General features: G+C 58.7%; 15 protein-coding genes. 7 read left to right on the top strand and 8 right to left on the bottom strand.

Features of this window, described 5'->3' with window-relative positions; genetic code table 11:
- Genes ACXADZ_RS21700 through ACXADZ_RS21730 form a run of 7 tightly spaced genes read right to left on the bottom strand, consistent with a single transcriptional unit; the run spans position 1 to position 8756 of the window.
- Positions 1 to 1548, bottom strand: coding sequence for a trimethylamine methyltransferase family protein (locus tag ACXADZ_RS21700; RefSeq protein ID WP_475199842.1), 1548 nt, complete (start codon positions 1546 to 1548; stop codon positions 1 to 3).
- A 1-nt stretch (position 1549) separates the two neighbouring features.
- Positions 1550 to 2515 carry a D-2-hydroxyacid dehydrogenase gene (locus ACXADZ_RS21705; RefSeq protein WP_475199844.1) on the bottom strand — a complete coding sequence of 322 codons (966 nt, stop codon included), beginning with the start codon at positions 2513 to 2515 and terminating at the stop codon, positions 1550 to 1552.
- Positions 2512 to 3063 carry a hypothetical protein gene (locus tag ACXADZ_RS21710; protein WP_475199845.1) on the bottom strand — a complete coding sequence of 184 codons (552 nt, stop codon included), beginning with the start codon at positions 3061 to 3063 and terminating at the stop codon, positions 2512 to 2514. Before ACXADZ_RS21710 ends, ACXADZ_RS21705 begins: the two co-directional genes overlap by 4 nt.
- A gap of 2 nt (positions 3064 to 3065) precedes the next feature.
- Positions 3066 to 5888 carry a 2Fe-2S iron-sulfur cluster-binding protein gene (locus ACXADZ_RS21715; RefSeq protein WP_475199847.1) on the bottom strand — a complete coding sequence of 941 codons (2823 nt, stop codon included), beginning with the start codon at positions 5886 to 5888 and terminating at the stop codon, positions 3066 to 3068.
- Positions 5885 to 6145, bottom strand: coding sequence for a sarcosine oxidase subunit delta (locus tag ACXADZ_RS21720; RefSeq protein ID WP_171669836.1), 261 nt, complete (start codon positions 6143 to 6145; stop codon positions 5885 to 5887). Before ACXADZ_RS21720 ends, ACXADZ_RS21715 begins: the two co-directional genes overlap by 4 nt.
- A 1-nt stretch (position 6146) precedes the next feature.
- Positions 6147 to 7388 carry an FAD-dependent oxidoreductase gene (locus ACXADZ_RS21725; RefSeq protein ID WP_475199849.1) on the bottom strand — a complete coding sequence of 414 codons (1242 nt, stop codon included), beginning with the start codon at positions 7386 to 7388 and terminating at the stop codon, positions 6147 to 6149.
- A 15-nt stretch (positions 7389 to 7403) separates the two neighbouring features.
- Positions 7404 to 8756: an MmgE/PrpD family protein gene (locus tag ACXADZ_RS21730; RefSeq protein WP_475199851.1), complete on the bottom strand. Its 1353-nt coding sequence runs from the start codon at positions 8754 to 8756 to the stop codon at positions 7404 to 7406.
- Positions 8757 to 8979: 223 nt separating this feature from the next.
- On the opposite strand from ACXADZ_RS21730, the gene ACXADZ_RS21735 reads away from it, so the two are divergent.
- The 3 genes from ACXADZ_RS21735 to ACXADZ_RS21745 all read left to right on the top strand — a co-directional run bounded on the left by ACXADZ_RS21735 (position 8980) and on the right by ACXADZ_RS21745 (position 13753).
- On the top strand, positions 8980 to 9876 hold the full coding sequence (locus ACXADZ_RS21735) for a LysR substrate-binding domain-containing protein (protein WP_475199853.1): 897 nt from the start codon (positions 8980 to 8982) through the stop codon (positions 9874 to 9876).
- Between the two features lie 180 nt (positions 9877 to 10056).
- On the top strand, positions 10057 to 11307 hold the full coding sequence (locus ACXADZ_RS21740; protein WP_475199856.1) for an aminotransferase class V-fold PLP-dependent enzyme: 1251 nt from the start codon (positions 10057 to 10059) through the stop codon (positions 11305 to 11307).
- A 28-nt stretch (positions 11308 to 11335) separates the two neighbouring features.
- Positions 11336 to 13753: a GcvT family protein gene (locus tag ACXADZ_RS21745; RefSeq protein WP_171187732.1), complete on the top strand. Its 2418-nt coding sequence runs from the start codon at positions 11336 to 11338 to the stop codon at positions 13751 to 13753.
- 112 nt (positions 13754 to 13865) lie between these two features.
- On the opposite strand, the gene ACXADZ_RS21750 is transcribed toward ACXADZ_RS21745, so the two are convergent.
- Entirely contained in the window at positions 13866 to 14744 is an 879-nt protein-coding gene (locus tag ACXADZ_RS21750; RefSeq protein WP_171187734.1) for a LysR family transcriptional regulator, read from the bottom strand.
- Between the two features lie 107 nt (positions 14745 to 14851).
- On the opposite strand from ACXADZ_RS21750, the gene ACXADZ_RS21755 reads away from it, so the two are divergent.
- The 4 genes from ACXADZ_RS21755 to ACXADZ_RS21770 are packed head-to-tail and all read left to right on the top strand — an operon-like array spanning position 14852 to position 22489.
- Entirely contained in the window at positions 14852 to 16396 is a 1545-nt protein-coding gene (locus ACXADZ_RS21755) for a trimethylamine methyltransferase family protein (RefSeq protein WP_475199861.1), read from the top strand.
- Positions 16393 to 17685: an aspartate aminotransferase family protein gene (locus ACXADZ_RS21760; RefSeq protein ID WP_475199864.1), complete on the top strand. Its 1293-nt coding sequence runs from the start codon at positions 16393 to 16395 to the stop codon at positions 17683 to 17685. Before ACXADZ_RS21755 ends, ACXADZ_RS21760 begins: the two co-directional genes overlap by 4 nt.
- Positions 17682 to 20081 carry a GcvT family protein gene (locus ACXADZ_RS21765; RefSeq protein ID WP_475199866.1) on the top strand — a complete coding sequence of 800 codons (2400 nt, stop codon included), beginning with the start codon at positions 17682 to 17684 and terminating at the stop codon, positions 20079 to 20081. The genes ACXADZ_RS21760 and ACXADZ_RS21765 overlap by 4 nt, the downstream gene beginning before the upstream one ends.
- Complete coding sequence (locus ACXADZ_RS21770; protein WP_475199869.1) at positions 20078 to 22489, top strand: GcvT family protein; 2412 nt, start codon at positions 20078 to 20080, stop codon at positions 22487 to 22489. Before ACXADZ_RS21765 ends, ACXADZ_RS21770 begins: the two co-directional genes overlap by 4 nt.
- The last annotated feature ends 3 nt before the right edge of the window (positions 22490 to 22492 follow it).

Here is a 22492-nt window from a genome sequence, read left to right on the forward strand (position 1 = left end):
TTAAGGCTCGTCGGAACCGATTTCTTCTTTGCGCTTGGCAATATAAGCGTCCAATTCCTCGCGGATCGCTGGGTCCATAACTGGTTCTTCGTATTCGCGCAGCGCTTGCTGCCAGATTTCCGTCGCCCGGTTCAGCGCGGTTTTTGACCCCGCTGCTTCCCATGCGCCATGGTTTTGCCAGTCGGACAGCATGGGGGCATAAAACGCAGTTTCATAGCGCTCCATCGTGTGTTCAGTGCCAAAGAAATGGCCACCAGTGGGCACGTCTTTGATCGCGTCCAGCGCCAGTTCGCTTTCGTCGAACTTCAGTGGTTTCAGATACTCCATCATGTTTTGCAGGATTTCCACATCCATGACGAGCTTCTCATAAGACGCCGTCAGCCCACCTTCGAGCCAACCGGCTGCGTGATAGACCAGATTGGCCCCACCCAGCACAGCGCCCCAAGTTGCCATCATCGTCTCATAGGCTGCCTGCAAATCGACCACGTTCGAGGCGTTGGCGTTCGAAGTTCGGTAGGGAATGCCATAACGGCGGGTCAGCTGACCGCTGATCATATTGGCCTTGGTGTTTTCTGGCGTTCCAAAGGCGGGCGCCCCCGAGCGCATGTCCACGTTCGAGGTGAACGCCCCGTACATCACCGGCGTGCCGGGATTGACCAATTGAGTCAGGGTCACGCCGAACAGCGCCTCGGCATTTTGCTGGGCCAAAGCGGCGGGAAGGGTGACAGGGGTCATAGCGCCCATCAAAGTGAAGGGTGTGATAGTGACCGGCTGTCCGTGCTCGGCCATTGCGATCAGGCCGTCGCCCATCGCGTCGTCAAACAGGCGGGGCGAGTTCACGGAAATGATCGTAATCAGCCCAGGGTCGGCGCGCATCTGATCCAATGAGATACCCCGAGCGATGGCCATCATGTTGATGCCATCCATCGCCCGTCCTCGGCCAATCGCTGTGGCGTGAAAACTGAGGTCGCTATAGCTGAGGTTCGCGTTGTAGGTATCCAGATGCCGATTATTGGCCGGCATTTCCTGCGGCGCGGTCACCTGATTGCCGATCAGGTGGATGGCGTTGAAGTGGTGCGCCAGCTTGATGAAGTTGCAATAGTCTTCATAATTGCCCGAACGTCGCCCGTTGATGCAATCATCCACATTCGGCGGACCGGCCACGAGACCGAAATTGACGTGTTCGCCACCCAACGTAATCCGTTTGTCCGGGTTGCGGCCTGTCAGCGTAAAGGTCTTCGGAACGGTTTTCAGAGCCTCATTGACGATGCTTTCGTCGATACGGATCGTCTTGGTTTCGCGGTCCACTAGGGCTCCGGCCTGTTCAAACAGGTTCATCACGTTGTCGCCCATGACACGAATACCTGCTTCAGACAGGATACGCATCGACGTGGCGTGAAGCTGATCCAGTTGCTCTTCGCTCAGCAATTCCATCTTGGGGGACGTGTTGATCACATCCTGCCAGGGCAACTGCCGGATGGCTGCGCTACCGCGATCGCTTTTGCTTCGTCGCCCGCCACCCCGGGTGCTACGTCTTTCTCGTGCCATGTCAGTATCCTCGTTCGGGGTTAACGATATTGGTCAGCGCTTCACCCTTGCGATAGCGCCAGAGGTTGTCAGAAAACATCTCGACCGATTTCAGGTCCCAACCTTCATAAACCGATGAGCAATGTGGGGTGATGATCACGTTGTCGAAGCCCCAAAGCACATGGTCCGAAGGCAGTGGTTCGATGGTAAAGACATCAAGCGCCGCGCCTTTCAACGCGCCGGTTTCCAGAGCGTAAACCAGAGGGGCTTCATCTATCACACCGCCGCGCGAGACATCGATGATCAGGGCGCCGGGCTTCATGCCGGCAAACGCGCGGGCATTGACCAGTCCTTTGGTACTGTCCAGCAGCGGGACACAAACGACGATGAAATCCGCACGCACCCAAAGGTCGTGCAGATCGTCCATGCCATACACTTCATCTACATTTGGGGTCTGTTTGGGACGGGCCCGTACACCGACCGTGGTCAGACCCATCGCCTTGCACCGCGCGGCGACGGCCATACCCGTCTGGCCGAGGCCGAGGATCAGTACCGTTTTGCCGTCAATTGGTTCAACTGTGCCCGACACCCATTCGCGACGGGTTTGAGCCGCGCGAAACCCGGGCAGGTCCAACGTAAAGTGGAACATTGCCCCCAGCGCATATTGCGCCATCATGTCAGCGGCCACTCCGGCGGCGTTGGTCACGGTAAGGGTTTCAGGGTCCCAAGGATTCATATGGTCGGTGCCCGAGCCGCCGACCGAAACCCATTTGACGCTGGGCGCATCAATCAGTGCTTGGCGTGGAAAGCCGGGTGTGCCTGCAAAGCGGACGGAATAGACCACCTCAGCTTTGGTATCCGCGATCATCTGCGGCAAAGCCTCGTAGCTGTCGCAGGTGTGGATTTCCAGATCCGGGTGCCGCTGGGCCAGCACGGCCTTGGATCCCGAAGGGTTGTCTGTGTGAAGGATGGTGACAGGGGAATTCACAGTACAGCCTCTTTCTTGAACTCCTGAGCGGCGGTTTCAATGGCTTGGGCGAAAAAGGCAGTGGCGGAGATGTCGAACAGAACGCAGAATCCGTCCAACCCCTTATGATGCGCGCGCCACACAACCGCTTCTGTGTAACCGACGCGAGTTTGGGCGATCTGGCCTTCGGTGAATGTGTTTGCACGCAGGTCTACGGGGCAAATCTTGGCCATCAGATCATCAAGCCGCGGGCCGGACAGATGCATCCAGGCCCATGTTTCTTCGCGCCATGCATTATAACCTTTGGGCGCGTCTGCTGCCTGCCATGCCGCGCGCAGGTCGTCGGCCCCTTCGATGACAACAAGATCATTGCCGCCAAGGCGTAGAACACCATCGCTCAATCGATTGATCTCGGGCAGATTATACCCTTGGGCGGCAAGCCAGTCGGCGCTACCGCGGCCCTTCAGGCCAAAGCGCGGCAGAGCGGTCATGTCAGACAACGTGACTGGTCCTGACGCAAGGGCCACACCCTCGGCGGCCCCGCCCGGTTGCAACGGATAGATCTGCATCCTTACACCTCCTGCCGCGTGTTGTCCGGGTCAAAGAAGGCATGACCTTCGACCGGCACCTGAACCCGATTGCCATTGCGACACTTCACCGTGACAGGAGAGCCGATTTCGGCGTCGCGCCCGTCCACATAGGCCAACGCGATATGTTTACGCAGGGTAGGGGACCACAGAACCGAGGTTACATGCCCCACCGGCACTTCGTCGCGCAGAACCAGACAGCTTTCGTGCGGAACATCGCCCCCTTCAAAGCTGAGGCCCACCAGCTTGCGGGACAGCCCCTTGTTCCGGCGCATCTCGATGGAGCGTTTGCCGACGAAGAACGGTTTGGTCTTGGACACGGCCCAGTCAAAGCCCAGCTCGTCCGGCGAGGTCAGCGCGTCTGTATCCTGCCCAATCAGAATATGCCCTTTTTCCAGGCGTAAGATGCGGCTTGCCTCAAGGCCGTAAGGGCGCAGACCAACGGGTTCGCCCGCCGCCAAAATCGCATCCCATAGGGTTTTGGCATAGCTTGAAGGGCAGTGAAGCTCATAGCTCAGCTCGCCGGTAAAGCCGATCCGCATGGCACGTACCGGTATGCTCGACACCGAACCCGAGCGCCCGTCGAGATAGGCAAACCCGTCGCGCGAGAAGTCGATGTCGCTGTGCAGTGCTTCGACCACCTGACGCGCCTTTGGCCCGGTGATGTTGAACCCGGAGAAAGCAGAAGTGACATTCAGCACATCCACATCCAGCCGCCATTGCGCGTTCCAGAACAGCATATCCGCATAGACGCGGGCCACAGCACCGGTGGTGGCTGTGACATAATACATGTCTTCAGCCAGACGATAGGCGACGCCATCATCTATCACGGTGCCCATTTCATTGGTCATCAGACAATACCGGCATCTTCCGACGGGCTGTTTTTTATACGCCATCGTATAGATACGGTTGAGTAATTCGCCCGCATCCGGGCCGCGCACTTCCAACCCGCCAAGGGTCGAGACATCCAGCACGCCGACACCTTCGCGCACCGCTTTGACTTCTTCTTCGATCAGCCGGTTGGCATCGGCTTCAGGCCCGTAGAAATAGGGCCGCCACCACGCGCCCACGGGCCTCATATCAGCGCCCAGTCGGATATGTTCCTGATGCAACGCGCTGCGCCGCTGCGCGGGATGGTGATGCCCGGACAATACCCCCAGCGTTTCCGGCGCAAACGGGGGCCGCGCCGTGGTCACGCCGGTCTCAGCAATATTGCGCCCGGTGGCGTCGGCCACAACCCGCGCCGTTGCCAGAGCGGAATGGCGGCCCTGTGATGGTCCCATGCCCACCGTGGTAAACCGCTTGATCAGCTCCAGCTCGCGATAGCCCTCTTTCGCAGCATTTTGCAGGTCTTTGACTTGAATATCCTCGTCACGGTCGATGATATCCTTGCCTTTGGGGTGCGGGGTGATGTTGGGCTCGAAATTGGCCAATTCAGCTTCAGGGTCGGCGATCTGGGCTATCTTTTCATGCGGCAGACCCAGCCGAGCCAGCGCCGCATGGCTCGCGATGCGGGCATCATTGATCACCACATCCGCAGCGACCGGTCCGTTGATGCTGCCTGCGGTTCCCAGTGGGCCATTGGGCAAAGCCAGAGAGAAGCGGGCGGTCGCGTCATCGTAGCTGAGTTTTGCGCCAGCCTGACAAGGCAACTGCCAACTGGGCGCTGACCCGACCGAGACCACCACCAGACCGCAGTCGATCCGCTGACCGGCGACTGTGATGCCGGTGACATGGGTTTTACCGTGCGCCTCAGTGATATCGCCTGCAATGGTCTGGACGCCCTGTAGTGCTTCGCCCGAGCCGCCATCGCGCGGATCAACAATTGCGGCCAGTTCGACCCCCGCGTCCCGCAAGTCATGCGCGACGCGATAGCCCTCGGGATTGGCGGCCAGAACCACTGCACGCTGACCGGGTTTGACCGCATAGTGCCGCATAAGGCGTTGCGCGGCTGAACCCAGAATGATGCCGGGCAGGTCATTGTTTCGGAAGACAGCGGGCTGTTCGATGCAGCCGGTTGCCAGAATGACCTCTCGCGCGCGGGTTTTGAACAGTTTGTTGCCCCGGATCAGCGGCAACCAGTTATCCTCGTACCAGCCATTCACAATCGTTGAGGTCATGATCCGGAGGTTGGCCAATTTATCTGCGCGCTCTGTCAGGTCTGCCAGCCGGTCCGCGCCGTCGCGGCGGTAAGTTAACGCACCACCCAGATCCGGCTCCATCTCGGCCAGGATCACATCGGCGCCTGCCTCAGCGGCTTCAATCGCTGCAGTCAGTCCCGCCAGACCGCCACCCACGACCAGCAGGTCGCAGAACAGGTTTACTTTTTCGAAGTCCTTATGTTCGGCATTGGTGTCCAAAACGCCCAGACCCGCCTTCTTGCGGATCAAGGGCTCCCAGAGCTTTAACCAACTATTACGCGTGGGGCCCATGAAGGTGCGGTAATAGAAGCCCACGGGCATGAAACGGCCCAGCTTGTCGAGAAACGCATCCCGGTCCCGCGCAAGTGAGCCATTGACGTTTTGTGCCGTGACCGTCAGTCCTTCGGTGATCCCGTGCCGGTCCGCCTGCACGTTGGGGTCCGAGGGCAACTGCACCAGCGTGTCTGCCTCTGATCCGGCCATTGACATCAAACCGCGCGGGCGGTGGTACTTGAAACTGCGCGACAGCATCCACTGGCCATTTGCGGCGAGTGCCGAGGCGATCACGTCGCCGTCAAACCCGCTAAAGTTTTGACCTTCAAAGGTAAACCGCACCGGGGTGTCGCGCCGAATGCGCGTGCCATAAGGTTCGGGCAGGCGGGTCATTGGGCGATCTCCGATGCGTCGAATGTGCGGATCACCTCGTTGGTCGTCGCGTTGCGCTCGGCCAGAAAGAAATAGTTGGACGGTACGTGCCGCCACCACTCGGTGATCACTCCGGTTGTATTGTCTGCGCGGAAAAGATGCCGCGCCCAATCCTGATCCGAGGATGTGGCGGGATCGGGGTCGGATTTCACAGGGCCAAAGCACTGGAATTCGTTGATATTGCGGGGGCCGTTCATCGGGCAGGTCAGAATCTTCATGTCAGTGACTCGCGGCGGTTGCGCCCATTTCGTTGAGCAGATCGAACGTAGCGAAGCGTTCCATGGTGAAGGGTTCGAGGATCGGCGCGACCTTTTGGTTGGCGATTGTCTGGGCCATGTACTTCCCGGCCACGGGCGTCGCCTTGAACCCCCACGTGCCCCAGCCGCAATCTAGCCACAGGTTCGCCAGCGGGCTGGCCCCCATGATGGGCGAATAATCGGGCGTCATATCGGTGATCCCGGCCCATTGCCGCAGCAGACGCACACCTTGCAGGAAGGGGAACAGATGCACTGCGCCTTCGGCCAGATGCTCTTTCATATCCAGCGTCGAGCGGGTGGAATACAGCTGATACGGGTCCGAGCCGCCGCCAATCACGATCTCACCGCGCGAAGATTGCACCAGATAGGTGTGCAGACTGACCGAGCTGACCAGCGTGTGCAGCCAGGGTTTCAGCGGCTGTGTCACCATGGCCTGCAAGGGAAAGCAGCGGATCGGCAGCTCAACGCCTGCCTTAAGGGCCATATCGTAATTCATGCCGCCCACGGCAATCATCACCTGACCGGCAGAGATGTTCCCCCGGTTGGTGCGGACCGTGGTGATCTTGCCGCCGTCGATGTCGAAGCCTTCGACCTCGGTGCGCTGGTGGATTTCCACGCCCCGACGGCTAGCCTGCGCGGCATAACCCCATGCCACAGCGTCATGCCGCGCTGTGCCGCCATCGGCGTGCCACAGCCCGCCCATGATCTCAAGCGGGCCGCCTTGGTCCATGTTCAGATGCGGGCTGAGTTCTTTTACGGTTTGCGGATCCACTACTTCGATATTGGTGCCCGCGTGCTTGCCCATCTCGGCGCGCAGGTGGAAACTGCGCAAGGTGGCCTCGGTATGGGCCAAAGTCAGCTGACCGCGCTGGCTGAACATCACGTTGAAGTCCAGCTCTTCGCTCATCTCCTCATAAAGCTGAACGCCTTCCTTGTAGAATGCGATGCCCTCTTTGGTGATATAGTTCGAGCGGATTGTTGTGGTGTTCCGGGCGGTATTGCCACCGGCCAGATAGCCTTTTTCTAGAACGGCGACGTTTGAGATGCCGTGATACTTGGACAGGTAGTGTGCGCAGGCCAAACCGTGGCCTCCGCCGCCCACGATCACCACGTCATAGTTGGGCTTTAGATCGGGTGTCGCCGGGATGTCACCGGTCACGGGATAGGTCGATGACAACCCGTATTTCAGGAGCGTAAATAGCATTCCAGTAAGCCCCACCTACGCTTTTGGCGCGTCATAGAGCAGCGCTGAAAGGTCCGAGAACCTGGAACCCGGCTGGCACAGCCCCCATACGGCATCGCGGATGGCAGCGGCGCGGGTGTCTCCCAGCGATGGGGCCGCGAACTCCATGAATTTTTCGTCCACTTCCGCGTCATCCATAGGGGCTTCGGGTCCACCCCGGGCGTGAACGTCGCCAGAGTCCAGAATGCGGCCGTCTTTCAACGTTATGGAAATATCAGCAATGCGGCTTTTCGGGAAGCGGGCCGAATGGCGTTCGGTTTCAAAAACGGAAACGCGGTCTACAATCGACGCAACAAGAGGGTCTGACAATCCGGACCCTGTTATATGTTCGACCCCTATCCGCCCATACGCGGCCATGGTGGCGACCGCAAACGGCAGGGAGTATTGCGCCTTTGACGTGTCGTCCGGCATTCCCCGAAACAAACAAGCACTTTCGCGGAACGTGTTGACGCGGATTGATGCGATGTCCTTGTGCGTAATGTCATGATCCCGCATCAGGGCGCGTGTGGCGTCGATTGCAGCGTGCGCCCAGCGGCAGATTGGATAAGGCTTCACGTATTGATGCTCCATCTGCCAGAACTGGCCCAGATCCTGCCAATATGGCGCGACCTCGTCAGCTTCGATGGTGATGGCGGGTGCGCCAGTAAATCCTTTTTCGGCCAGTAGGGTCGACGAGAGCCCGACCAACGCACCCCAGCCCGAGCCGTCATGCAGCATTGTGGGATTGGCGATTTCGCGCATCATCTGGCTGCGGGGTCCGTGATACTCGGCGATACCCATGGCCTGCCGCATCTGGTCTTGGTTCATTCCGCGCAATCGCGCCGCGACGGCCACCACCCCCAACGCGTTCCAAGCGCCTGAGGTATGGTAATCGCTGACAGTGTTGTGCAGTGAAATACCGGCGCGCCCTGCAACTTCGTAGCCGATGGTCACGGCGCTCAGTGCCTCGGGGCCAGAAATATCCCCTATCGTTTCCGCGACTGCTGCAAGCGCGGGAACGACCGCCACCCCGATATGGCCTTTGGTCGGGTTGTAGCCGTCATGCCCGTCCAGGTTGTCAGTTTGTGTAGCAGCGGCATAAGCCGCCCCAGCGGCGCTGACCCGACGCCCATCAAACATCATACGTGCGCTGAATGTTTCGTCACCGGCGCCGTACAAGGCAAGTGCGCTTTCGCGCGCGATCACCCCTGCTGTCATGGGGCCTGAGCCGATTGTGATGCCCAGCGTGTCCAGCGTCATTCTGGCTGCGGCGCTCAGCGTCGAGTCCGGGATATCTCCGGCAGTCGTTTCAAGAGTAAAACATGCTATTTTGTGAAATCTGTCTGCCACGGGCTGCCTGCTTGCGTTTGAAGTCTGGATACCGGTCTCAGCTCACATGTTAGGCTCAATTGTGTCCGGCGGCACGAAAACAATCTTTGGGCTATGGCACCGGAATTTTTGTGGGTCCGCTGGTGGCCATGTCGCTTGCGTAACAGTGTTTATGTCGCAAAAGAACAAGAGGCCGGGCCGGTCACGCCATACTCGACATATATACCGCACCGGATCACTGCACATGATGAACCTGCCGCACCTGTCTTTTCTGCGCTCTTTCGAGGCCGCCGCCCGCCATCTGAGCTTTACAAGTGCTGCGGAAGAGTTGAACTGCACGCAATCCGCCGTCAGCAATCACGTCCGATCGCTTGAGGAGTTTCTCAAACGACCGCTCTTTGTGCGCCACCCACGGTCTCTGTCACTCACCGATGTGGGCAAAGCGTATCTGCCTTCAGTGCGCCATGCGTTGCAGGAAATTGACGTAGCCACTCAGTCACTTGTACTTAGACCGCATACCCGAACTGTGGTCGTCTCCTGTCCTGTTAGCCTCGCCGCAAACTGGCTGCCCGACGTCATTCGGGGATTTTCCGAAAATCACCCGGATATTTCCGTGACTGTCCACGGGACCATCTGGACGGATGTGGACCCCAACGTTTCGGACATTTCGATCACGATCAATCATAGGGATGATGCATCTGAAAGCCTGACGCGTTTGTGGGCGGAAAAGCTGACGGTGGTCTGTGCGCCGGGCTATACCGTCGGTGATCAACCTTTGACCGACCCACAGCAATTGCACGATGCGCAACTGATCCATATTCTGGGTCGCTCGGCGTATTGGGAAAAAGTGGCTGCAAAATTTGGGCTAAAGGATCTGGACCAGAAAGAAGGCCCAAGAAGCAACAGTTCGAACCTGGCGCTGGAATTGGCGGCAAAATCCCTGGGATGTGTGGCTTTGCCGAAATCGCTGGCGCGGCCTTATGTCGAACGCGGGCTTCTGATCGAGCCTTTTGCCCTGAACCTCGACAGCCCATGGGCGTATTATGCCAATCTGCGCGAGGCGAATGCCACGCCAGCGGTTCGACTGTTTCAAAACTGGTTGTTGAAAGTCGCGGCTGAAACGGAGGGTCAGATTGGTTAGTCTGTCCATTCCGTGCGGTGTATTCGATACCCCGACCGCGCCCCAGCCAGCCAATCGGTGTTTGCCTTTGGTGCAGAAAATTCGACTGCATTGCATCCGTTTTTTTTGCATGTCCTGCAGGTGGAACCGTCATAGGGTCCGCGACATACCGCGCACCATCAACACAAAGCATCGCATGTCATGAGCCAGATATCAGAAAGCCTGCTAGAGCAGATCCGCAACCAGTTTGCCCAGATCGACCATTGCCCCCAACAGGGTGAGCGCATTTTTTTCGAAAATGCAGGCGGCGCGCTGACCCTGAATTCGGTTCTGGACAGTTCTGAGCGTTACGCGGCGATCCCGGATAATCAGGGGCGCGACAACCCAGGGTCACATGCGCTTGTTGATACCATCAATGCTGCAAAAGCCGATATGCGAGATTTCATGAATGCGCCCGGCGGGCAGTTCTTTGTTGGGGAAAGCGGCACTGAATTGCTGTTTCGGTTGATCATGAACGCCTGTCTGGGCACAGGTTCAGGTGTCGTACTGGGATCGACGCTGGAACATCCTGCCACGCGTTCGGCTTGCGATCGCTGGGCACGTATTGCCGGGCAGGAACATGTGTTGATACCGCATGATGATGAGACGGGGCTTGTGACGGCCGATGCCTATGCAGCAGCCGTCACCCCAGAGACCAAAGTGGCAACGATCCTGCACACGTCGCCGGTGACAGGGATGGGCGTGGATGTGGCCGCCGTATCAAAGGTTATTCGTGCCGTAGCGCCCGACTGTTTCATTATCGTCGATGGCATCCAGCACGCGGCGCATGGTCGGATCGATCTGACTGCCTATGACGTCGATGGATACGTGATCTCACCCTACAAAGTGTTTTCGCGTCATGGATATGGTGTTGCCTGGATATCCGACCGATTGACCGTGTTGGACCACAACGCTCTTTTGGATGGCCCTGCGGAAAATTGGGAAATGGGGACCCGAGACACCGGGGCTTATGCCACCATGTCCGATGTCGTGTCTTATTTTGAGTGGTTGGGCAGTCAGGTCAGCGATGCCAGCGACCGGCGTGGCAAGTTCCTGGCGGCGGGTGATGCCATCCATACGCAGGAGAAAGCGCTGACCGATGCGATGATCCACGGTACTGGCAACCTGAGTGGCCTGGCCGAAATGGAGAAAGTCACCATTCTGGGTGGGGTCGATAATCCGGCGCGCGAAGGCTTGGTCTCGCTGCGTGTTGAGGGCGTGGCCTCTGTCGATGTGGTGAAACGACTGAACGATCAGGGCATTCGTACCCATCTGCGCAAAGCAGATCACTATTCAGGGAATATTCTCACCCCGTTGGGCTACGACTCTTGCGTGCGGGTTTCGATGTGTCACTACAACTCAACTGGCGAGGTCGCTCAATTCCTTGCCGCTATGAAAGAAATCGCCGCCTGAGCCGCGTCATATCTAGGGAAACAGATCCATGAAAACCCACGCACAAGCTGTTGTCATCGGTGGCGGTCTCGCCGGTACGTCGATTTTGTATCACCTTGCCAAACTCGGCTGGACGGACTCGATCCTGCTGGAGCGCGATGAACTGACCAGTGGCTCAACCTGGCACGCGGCGGCCAATATTCACGGGCTGCACGACAACAACAACATCACGCGAATCCAGCACTATACGATGAACCTGTATAAAGAGCTGGAAAAGGAAACCGGCCAAAGTTGCGGCGTGTTCCAGCCGGGCTCGCTGTACTTGGCCCAAACCGAAGAACGCGAGCAGCAATTGCGCTTGCAAGAGGCCAAAGCGCGTTTTTACGGCCTGAACTTTCACGAAGTCAGCCGCGAAGAAGCGAAAGAGCTTCACCCGCTGGCACAGTTCGATGACATCCGTTGCATCATGTACGAACCCGATGGCGGCAATGTGGACCCTTCGGGCGTGCCCCATGCTTATGCTGCCGGGGCGCGTGCCATGGGCGCAACAATCGAACGTTTCTGCCCCGTAACAGGGACCGAGCAGCAACAGGACGGAAGCTGGATTGTTCGGACACCGAAAGGTGATATCCACACACAATGGGTGGTCAATGCATCTGGTCTTTGGGGGCGCGAAGTGGCGGCTCTGGCAGGGTTGACGCTGCCGCTGCAACCGACCGAACATCAGTATTTCGTGACCGAAACCATCGATGAAGTCGCCAATCTGGGCCGTCGATTACCTTCGATCGCCGACCGGGACGGCGAGTATTACTTCCGGCAGGAAGGCAACGGGCTTCTTATTGGTGCCTATGAAAAGGATATGAAGTTCTGGGCCGAAGAGGGCACACCGTTGGATTTTGCCCACGATCTGTTCCCTGACGATTTGGACCGGATCATGGAAAACGTGATCCGCGCGACCGAACGCGTACCGGTTGCAGCAACAGCCGGGGTCAAGCGGGTGATCAATGGGCCGATGATATGGTCGCCCGATGCCAACATGCTGTGGGGGCCTGTGCCAGAGTTGAAGAACTATTTCCTCTGTGGCGGTCTGATCCCGGGCTTTTCGCAATCAGGTGGGTTGGGCTTGCTGGCAGCGCAGTGGATGATCGAGGGCGAGCCGCAATATGACATGTTCGCTTGGGATCTGGCACGGTTTGGCGACTGGGCCGACAAGAAATTCACCAAAGCGCGGGTGGAAGACGCCTATACGCACCGTTTCAAGATCCACTTCCCCAATGAAGAACGCAGCGCTGGCCGTCCGGCCCGTGTGCGCCCGGCCTTTGAAATGCAAAAACAGATGGGCTGTGTCTTTGGTCTGAACTGCGGTTGGGAACACCCGCTGTGGTTCGCGGATGAACCCGGCGCCCAAGAGACAACCGGTTTTACCCGCCAAAATTGGTTCGATCCGGTTGGTCGCGAGGTGCAGATGCTGCGCGACAGCGTGGGCGTCATCGACATCTCGAACTTTGCAAATTACGTGATCAAAGGACCGGGTGCTTACGACTGGCTGGACCGTCTAGTGGCCAACCGTGTGCCAACCGAAGTCGGGCGCAGTTGCCTGACGCCTCTGATCTCGGTTCGCGGTGGCGTGGCAGGGGACTTTACCATTACCAAGCTGGCCGAAGACGAATACATGATGATCGGATCGGGTATGGCCGAGCGCTATCATCAACGCTTTTTCCAGATGGTCGAGATGCCCGAGGGCACCACGCTGGAGGTCGCGACAGACCGCATTGCCGGGTTCAACGTCGCAGGTCCGAAATCGCGTGAGGCATTGGCACGTCTGACCAATGCCGATCTGTCCAATGAAGCGTTCCGTTTCATGCGATCCCAGAAAATCACCGTTGCAGGTGTGGACTGTGTGGCCATCCGCGTCAGTTTTTCAGGTGATCTGGGTTGGGAGCTGCACTGCGCCGAGGCTGATCAGGTCGCGCTTTACACCGCATTGCTTGAGGCCGCCAAAGACTGCGGTGGCGGTCCCGTTGGCGGGCGTGCGCTGGGGTCGTTGCGCATCGAAAAGGGCTATGGATCCTGGGGTCGGGAATACAGCCAGGAATACTGGCCGCAAGAGGTTGGGCTGACCGGTCTGATCAAGCTCGACAAGGATTTCCTTCACAAGGACGCCTACCTTTCCGTAAAGGACAACGCCCCACGAGAAGTTCTGACGGTCTTCGAACTGGACGTGACCGAGGACGCAGATGCCACCGGCAGTGAGCCGATTTTTACACCCGACGGCACGCCTGTTGGCCGGGTCACATCCGGGGCGTATGGCTATTCGGTCGGGAAATCACTGGCCATTGGCTTCCGCAACCCCGAAGTGGCGCAACCCGGAGATGAGGTGGTGATTCAGGTGATTGGCAAGGCGCACAAAGGGCGTGTTCTGTCAGAGGCGCCGTTTGACCCCATGGGCAGCAGACTGCGAAGCTAAGCTTTACATAGGCTTAGAAGGACGCGCCAGGTCAAAACCGATCTGTGTCCGACGAGACAAATTAAGCGCGCTGCCTTCAGCGGCGTGCTTTTGCCTTCAATGGCCAATGTTTTTAGCCAGGTTCGCAGCTCTGGGACCTCAGCCACTCAATAACGTCCCGGACTTCACGCTTGTCCCGGCTTCCGTCCTGTGCCTCGACAAAATAGCCGTGTGTGGGTTTGATATCTTCGTCGAACAGGCGCAAAATCCGCCCCTCCCTGAGATCTTGATCAATCAGTGGCAGCCAGCCCACCACTGCGCCTTGTCCTTCGGCAGCCCCGCGTAACAGAATGTTTGCATCTTCAAACACAACGCCCATCAGGGGGGACCCCGGCTGCACGTTCATCGCGGCAAACCAGTCCAACCAGCCCCAATGATTGCGTTGGTGCAGGATGGGTTTGTTCAATAGATCTTCAGGCGCATCGATGGGCCCATATTGGTCGATGTACTGCGCGCTTGCTATGGCGACAGGTCGAAGTTCCAGCAGTTTGAGTGAGCCGCGCGGCATGTCCGCCAATCGATGCCAGCTCAGAACAATATCTGCGTGGGTTTGGTCCGCCATCCGCGGACGATACGAAGGCACGACCTCAAGCTCGACCTCGGGGAAACTCTGCCAAAGGTCGCTGATGCGTGGCATCAGCCACCGGGCCGTTAAGATGGGTCCGGCGGCCAATCGCACAACCTTGCGTGATGTTCTGCGCAAGGCTCCAACCGTGTCTTCCAGCATCCCAAACGCCCGTCCAGTCGTTTCGGCCAGCCGTGTTCCATCCTCCGTTAGTCTGACCTCGCGCCCCACGCGTTCAAACAATAGGGTGCCCAGTTGATCTTCCAGTCCACGGATGTGGTGGCTGATGGCCGTTGGCGTCACCACAAGATGCTCGGCGGCGGCGCGAAAACTGCCGGTTTTCGCGGCTGCATCGAAAGCGCGTAGTGCGGAAAGAGAGGGGAGCATAACCGTCCTAATGATGAGTGAAACTTACTAGTCGCTGAGGAAAGACCATTTGTAAACTGCTGTTTGGGCTGTAATCATGGCAAGTAGGTAATCTGGACTCATGTAAAATGACCGCTACAGTGCGCAGGCGTGGCCGCAAACAGCGCCTCACCCAAACAACAGAACCCGAGTCGAACCCGCCTGTTTGGCCAGGTATCTGTGGCGGGCGTTTCAAGCCGCTTTCTCCCCAAGAGGTCGCGCTGGTTGAAGAAACGGCGCTGACCCTTCTGGAAACGCTTGGCCTGAGTCAGGCTATACCTTCGATGATCGAAAAGGTGGTTGCTGCGGGTGGGTCATTGACAGATGACCACCGTTTGCAGTTCCCCCGCGCTTTGGTGCGTCAGGCGATCAGCGAAGCAAACCGTGATTTTAGCCTTTGCGGTCAAGTTCCTGAACATGATCTGGATATCAGTCAGGCCCGCGCGCACATGTCCAGTGGCGGCGCGGCCCCCGGTGTTTTTGATCTGGACACGGGCGTCTATCGGGACTCGACACTGGCTGACCTGTATGACGCGGCCCGCATTGTCGACCAGATGGACAATATCCACCATTTCAGCCGTTCAGTGGTTGCCCGGGATATCGAAGACAACGCGGTTATGGATCTCAACACGGCTTATGCATGTCTGGCGGGGACGTCCAAGCATGTGTCGATCTCGATCACCGAGCCCGACAATGTGCCCGCGATCGCACAGCTGTGTTATGCCATTGCCGGCAGTGAAGAGGCCTTTCGCGCGCGTCCTTTCTTGACTGTGATGGTGTGCCACGTCGTGCCACCCATGCGCTTTGCCGAAGAAGCGTGTGAAGTTCTCGAAGCCGCAATTCTGGCCGGGTTCCCGGTTCAATTGATCAGCGCTGGACAGGCCGGTGCTACCAGCCCGGCAACCATTGCCGGTTCATTGGTTCAGGCCGTTGCGGAAACGCTGGCAGGGCTGGTGTTCGCCCGTCTTGTCGACCCAGAGGTCAAGGCGATCTTTGCACCAAAACCTTTGGTTGCGGATCTGCGCACCGGCTCTATGTGCGGCGGCGGAGGGGAGCAGGCGATCCTCATGGCGGGCGCTGCACAGATGGGGCGGCATTTCGATCTGCCAACCTCCTCTATTGCGGGCATTACCGATGCCAAATGTTTGGATGCGCAATACGGGGCCGAAAAATCGCTTGCCGTGACCATGGCTGCCCATGCGGGTTCGAACATTGTGACACAGGCGGCCGGGATGCAGGCCAGCTTGCTGGGTGTCAGCCATGCGGCTTATGTCAGTGACAATGACATGCTGGGTAATATCCTGCGTACATTGCGCGGGATCGAAGCCACGCCTGAAAACATCGCTGCCGACGTGATTGCCGATGTTTGCCGGGGCGAGGGGCATTATTTGGGCGAACAGCATACATTCAACAGGATGAAATCAGACTATTTCTATCCTGAAATCGGTGACCGCAGGACGCCGCGGGAATGGCAGGAAGACGGCTCTCAGCCTGTCGGCGATGTTGCTCGGGAAAAAGCGCGCGAGATTTTGTCCAATCACTTTCCACAGCACATTCCCGACGACGTTGACCGCGCGTTGCGCACGCGTTTCGACATCCGTCTGACACGACAGGAAACCGGCAGATCCTCATGAAAAGTCAAAACCTAAGCGCCCGCGCCCGTGCGGTTATGCCTGGCGGCGTCAGTCACGAGTTGCGTTACAAAACCCCGTATCCGATCTATTTCGACCGCGCCAAAGGGGCCGAGAAATGGGATGTGGACGGCAAGCGTTACATCGATTTCAAGCTGGGTGCGGCCAGTCAGATTCTGGGTCATGCCCACCCTGAGATTGCTGAAGCAGTGGCCCGTCAGATGGAGAGGATGCCCTACACCGCAGACTGTCATCCGATTGAGGTCGAATGGGCCGAATGGCTGGCCCGCCTGTTCCCCTCTGCCGAACGGGTGCGGTTCACGGGGTCTGGTACAGAGTCGACAATGCTTGCTCTGCGGCTGGGTCGGGCGTACTCGGGTCGTGATAAAGTACTGCGTATCGACGGCCATTTCCACGGCTGGCATGACATGTTGATGAAAGGTGCCAAACCCGGCACCAACACAGCGCCGAGTCTGGGTATACCGCAGGCTGTGACCGACCTGACGGTGGTATCCCCGCCGGATCTGGACGCCGTCGCCGACCTGCTGGACAGCGATCCACAGATCGGAACCGTCTTTGTCGAAGCCTCCGGCGCAAATTATGGATCGGTCCCTCTGCCGGACGGTTTTTTGCAGGGGGTGCGAACCTTGACCGAAAGAACGGGCCATGTGCTTGTTTTTGATGAGGTGATCACGGGTCTACGCTGGTCGCCGGGCGGCCGTCAGGCGCGAGATGGGGTGACGCCGGATCTGACAACATTGGCCAAGATCGTCACTGGTGGTCTGCCGGGCGGGGCGGTTGTTGGTCGGGCTCACGTCATGGATCTGCTCAGCCCCGGCGAGACCCGTGAAGGGCTATCGCCTCCGGTCGGACACAAAGGCACTTTCAACGCGGCCCCCTTGGTGGCTTCGGGGGCGGTTAAGGCGATGGAAATCCTTTCGACCGGCGACGTTCAGGCCCATGCCGATGCAATGGCCGCGCGTCTGCGGGATGGCTTCAACGCAGCTTTCAGTGAGCTGGACGTGCAAGCACTGGCTTATGGCGACAGCTCGACCTGCCACCTCTATTTCGGTGGACGATCCATTGAAGGGCTGGATGCCGCAAAAATCCGAAAAACGCCGCCCGCTGTCGTCAAAAGCTTGCGTGACGGGTTGTTAGAGAGAGGCGTGGATTTCATGTCTTTCACCTCCTGCGTGACTGGCCTGCCGCATACACCCGGCCTGATTGACGAGGCGGTCGCACTTTTCCGCGACACTATTTCGGATATGGTCCGCGACGGAGTGCTGTCATGACATTGCCCACCCATGCCCGCACCGTCATCATTGGTGGCGGCGTCATCGGCTGTTCGATTGCCTATCATTTGGCCCGCGAAGGTCGGAAAGATATTGTCGTTCTGGAACGCTCGAAACTGACCAGCGGCACGACGTGGCATGCGGCTGGTCTGGTGCGGCGTTTGCGCCCGTCGGCGACACTGACCAAGCTGATCAACTATTCCATCGACCTTTATGGAGAACTGGAACGTGAAACCGGGCAAGCCACGGGATGGACCCAAACCGGCTCGCTGACGCTGGCCACCAACCAGGACCGGCTGACGAACATCAAACGTCAGGTCTCGCTTGGCCGCGCCTTTGGGCTTGAGGCCGAAGTTGTGGATGCCGCCCGTGCCAAGGACTTGTGGCCGCTGATTGAGGTCGATGACGTGATCGGCGCGGTTTGGTCGCCGTCGGACGGACGGGTCAACCCCTCCGACGTGGCCCTTGCGCTGTCCAAGGGTGCACGGGCACGAGGGGTTCAGATCTTTGAAGATACCCGCGTGACTGGGCTGCAAAAGATAGGCGGGCGGATATCGGGCGTCGAGGTCGGTGACCATGTGATCGAGGCCGACGAGGTTGTGATCGCCTGTGGGCTTTGGTCGCGTGAGGTCGCGGCCATGGCCGGGGCGCATATGCCGCTTTATGCCTGTGAACATTTCTACATTCTGACCAAGCCCTTGCCCGAGGTTCAGGCCCTTGGCAAAGGCGCGCATCTGCCAACGCTGAACGATCAGGATGCGTTTCTCTATGCCCGCGACGATGTCGAAGGGCTGCTTGTTGGCTCGTTCGAACCCCATGCCAAAGGCCTGCCGCTGGATCGGCTGCCCGCCGATTTCTCGTTCGATCTGCTGGACGAGGATTGGGATCATTTCATGCCGATGATAGAAAACGCACTGCGCCGCATTCCGGCACTGGAACAGGCCGAGGTTCGGATGTTGCTGAACGGCCCGGAAAGCTTCACGCTCGACAGCCAATTCATGCTGGGCGAAAGCCCCGAAGTGCCGGGGCTGTTTCTGATGGGAGGGATGAATTCGACCGGAATTGCTCTGGCAGGTGGGGCAGGCAAAGCCATGGCCGAATGGATCATCGCCGGAGAGCCGACGATGGAGTTGAACGAGGCCGACATTCGCCGCTTCAGCCCCGAAATGAACGTTCTGGGCGCGTTGGAAGCCCGTATTCCTGAAGTTCTTGGACGCCACTATGACAATCCGTTTCTCGGTCGCGCGATGGAGACCGCAAGGGGTCAGCGTCGTTCGCCAATCCATGCCGGTCTCGTCGCCGCCGGGGCGCGGTTCGAAGCGCGGGGCGGCTGGGAACGTGCCGTGCATTTCGGGGGCGAAGCTGCCCATCTGCCACTGACCTTCGGCGCGCCTGCATGGCGCGAACAGGTCGGGCAAGAGGTCGAAACCTGCCGATCGGGCGCGGCCATTCTGGATCAAAGCGCCTTTGGTAAAATCATGGTGCAGGGGCCGGATGCCAGCGCCTTTTTGAACCGGCTCTGCGCCGCGCAGATGGACGTGCCCGAGGGGCGCATTGCGTATACCCAGATCCTGAATGCGAAGGGCGGTGTGGAAAGCGATCTGACCGTTCAGCGGCATGGGCAAGAAACATATCTGCTGATCGTCGGGGCCAATGAAACCGTTCGTGTGATGCAGCGGATGCGGGACACAAGAGGTGATTACCTAGCGGAGTTCACGGATGTTACCAGCGGGTATGCCATTCTGGGCCTTGCTGGTGCACGGGCCCGAGACGTGTTGCAGGCCACGACAAACGCGGCTGTCCCGGACCTCAAGCGGTTCTGCTTTGCACCCGTCGAGATTGGTTTGGCCCGGGGTTGGGCAGGTCGGCTGAGCTTTACCGGGGAAGAGGGCTTTGAGTTTTACATCCCTGCCGACATGGCCATGGCTGCCTATGAGGCGCTGGTCGCCGCAGGCGCAAGCCATGCGGGTCTTTACGCAAGTGGATCGTTGCGCATCGAAAGCGGTTTTCGGGCATTCGGTCACGAACTCACACCGGGCACCACGCCGCTTGAAGCCGGGCTAGGTGCGTTTTGCGCCATGGGCACGGGTTTTGTGGGCGAAGCCGCCTTACGGGATCACAAGCCCGAACGGCGCATCGTTTCGATTCTGTTCGACGATCCCGCAGCGATCCCGCTGCATGATGAACCCATTTACTTTGGCGGCAAGGTCGTGGGGCAGATCACCTCAGCCACATGGAGCTACCGGTTTGGTCGTTCCGTGGCGCTTGGCCTGATCAACGCGCCTTTGGACCTGCTTGAAACGCAAGACGTTTTGGACGGGTTCGAAGTCGAAATCGCGTGCGCCCGTTACACAGCCAAAGCCTCTCTCAAACCCGTAAAGGTAGCTTTTGCATGAGCGACACGATCCAATCCACCCAAGTGGCGATCATTGGCGGCGGTATCATGGGCGTGGCCGCGCAGTTTCAACTGGCCGAGAATGGCTGGACTGACACGATCCTTTTTGAAAAGGTCGAATTGACCAGCGGTTCCACTTGGCACGCGGCCGGACAGATTGCCCATGCGGTAGGCAGTCGCCTGATGGGGTGGATCAACAAAACCTCCATCGAAACCTATAAACGGGTCGAGGCCGAAACCGGACAGAGCATAGGTTGGCACGAAGTCGGCGGCATCCGGATTGCCACTACCGACGATGAAGTCGATTGGATGAAGTCGATCATGGGCGTGGGCAAGCTGTTGGATCTGCCAATGGATCTGATCGGCCCGGAAGAGGTGGCGCAGGTTAATCCCTTCTACAAAGTCGACGACGTTAAAGCTGCGGTGCGCACTTACGAGGATGGTCATATCGACCCCTCAAGCGTGACCATGGCGCTGGCTGCTGCAACCCGGTCGCGCGGCGCCCGGATTGAACGGCACAACCGGGTGATCGGGGCGTCCCGCAAAGGCGATATGTGGCTGTTGCGCACCGAAAAAGGCGATGTGCTGGCCGAACATGTGGTGATTGCCGCTGGGTCTTACGCCAATCAGGTGGGGGAGTGGTTCGGGCTGAAAATCCCCTCGGTGTCGTGCCTTCACCACTATCTTGTGACGGACACCGTACCACAGTTCGCCGACCGTCCGGAATTGCCCGTGATGCGGGACAATGCCTTTGGCGGTTACATCCGGCAGGAGCAGAAATCCGGCTTGATCGGAATTTACGAAGGCCATGTCTGCCCAACGGTCTGGGAAATGCCCGAAGGCGCGCCTTGGGCGGCGGAGAATGAGCTGTTCCAGGCCGATTACGACTCGATTGGCGATTTCCTGATGGTGGCTTTCGACAAAATGCCAATTCTGGCTGATCTTGGCATCAAACGCGTCGTGCGTGGGGCAATCACGCACACACCTGATGGCGGAATGCTGGTCGGGCCATCGGGCGCGCCGAATGTCTGGTTGTCCTGCGGCTCGTCCATCGGGCTGGCCTGGGGCGGCGGCGCGGGCAAAGTGCTGGCCGATTGGATGGTGCATGGTGAAGCCGAAATCAACACCCGCGGTTTCGACCCGCGCCGATACGGAGATTTCGCCTCGGATAATTTCATTGTCGAGCGCACCAAGGACGAGTTCATGCGCCGCCATGACACGCCTTGCCCGGGTAAGCAGTTCCACAGCCTTCGGCCGCTGAAAAAACACCCACTGTATGACCGCCTTGCCGCCAAGGGTGCAGTTTTCGGAGAAGTCGCCGGTTGGGAGCGTCCGCGCTATTTCGGTGGAGTAGGCGAAGCAGAACAGATCGGCTGGGGTCATCAGCCGTGGCATGCAAATGCGACGGCCGAGGCAAAAGCGACGCGCGATGCCGCGGGTGTCATCGATCTCTGCGCTTTTGCCCAGTTCGAGATCTCGGGCAAGGATGCGGGCGCTTTGCTGGACCGGCTGTCGGCCAACCGAATACCTTCGAAAGACGGGCGGATGAGCCTGAACCATTTGCTGACGGCGCAGGGAAGGTTCGAGACAGAAATCACGATCTGGCGCATGGCCGAAGACCGGTTCTTCACAGGTTCCCCCATTGCCCGCGCCACACCGGATTTCGATTGGATCAAGTCCCACATCCGACCCGGCGAGGATGTGACGATGATCAACCGCTCGGCAGATTGGGGGATGCTGGCACTGTCAGGCCCCGCGACCCGCCGTATCCTGTCTGAACTGACAGACGTTGATCTGTCCAATCGCGCTTTCCCTTGGTTATCTGGGCAGGAAATCCGCGTTGCAGGCATGTCTTGCTATGCACTGCGCGTTTCGTTTGTCGGAGAATTGGGCTGGGAATTGCACGCGCCGCTGGATCAGATTGGTGCAATCTACGACGCGCTTTTCGAAGCCGGGTCCAAACACGGTTTGACGGATCTGGGTTCTTACGCGTTCAACGGGATGCGTATGGAAAAGGCTTATCGCGCCAGCGGGGATCTGACCACGGATGTCGGCCCGCTTGACGTCGGCCTCGAACGCTTTGTCGTGAGCGAAGGACGCGATTTTCTGGGCCGCAATGCGCTGCTCAGCCGAGATCCGGCATGGCAGCTATTCTATGCAGAGCTGCACTCAGAAGACATCGACATTCATGGTGGCGAACCGGTGTTGCTGAACGATCAGCCTGTGGGCCTGACCACATCGGGTGGGTATGGCTATACGATCGGCAAGTCCCTGGGGTGGTTGTTTGTTCGCAAGGGCACCCCGCAAACGGGCCTCAGCGTTCGAATTCTAAATCGTGACATCCCGGTTACGGTACATCAAGATGCGCTCTTCGATCCGCAGAATTTGCGACCCCGATCCGAGGAATAACTC

The organism is Ruegeria sp. ABM4_193 (assembly GCF_056158705.1).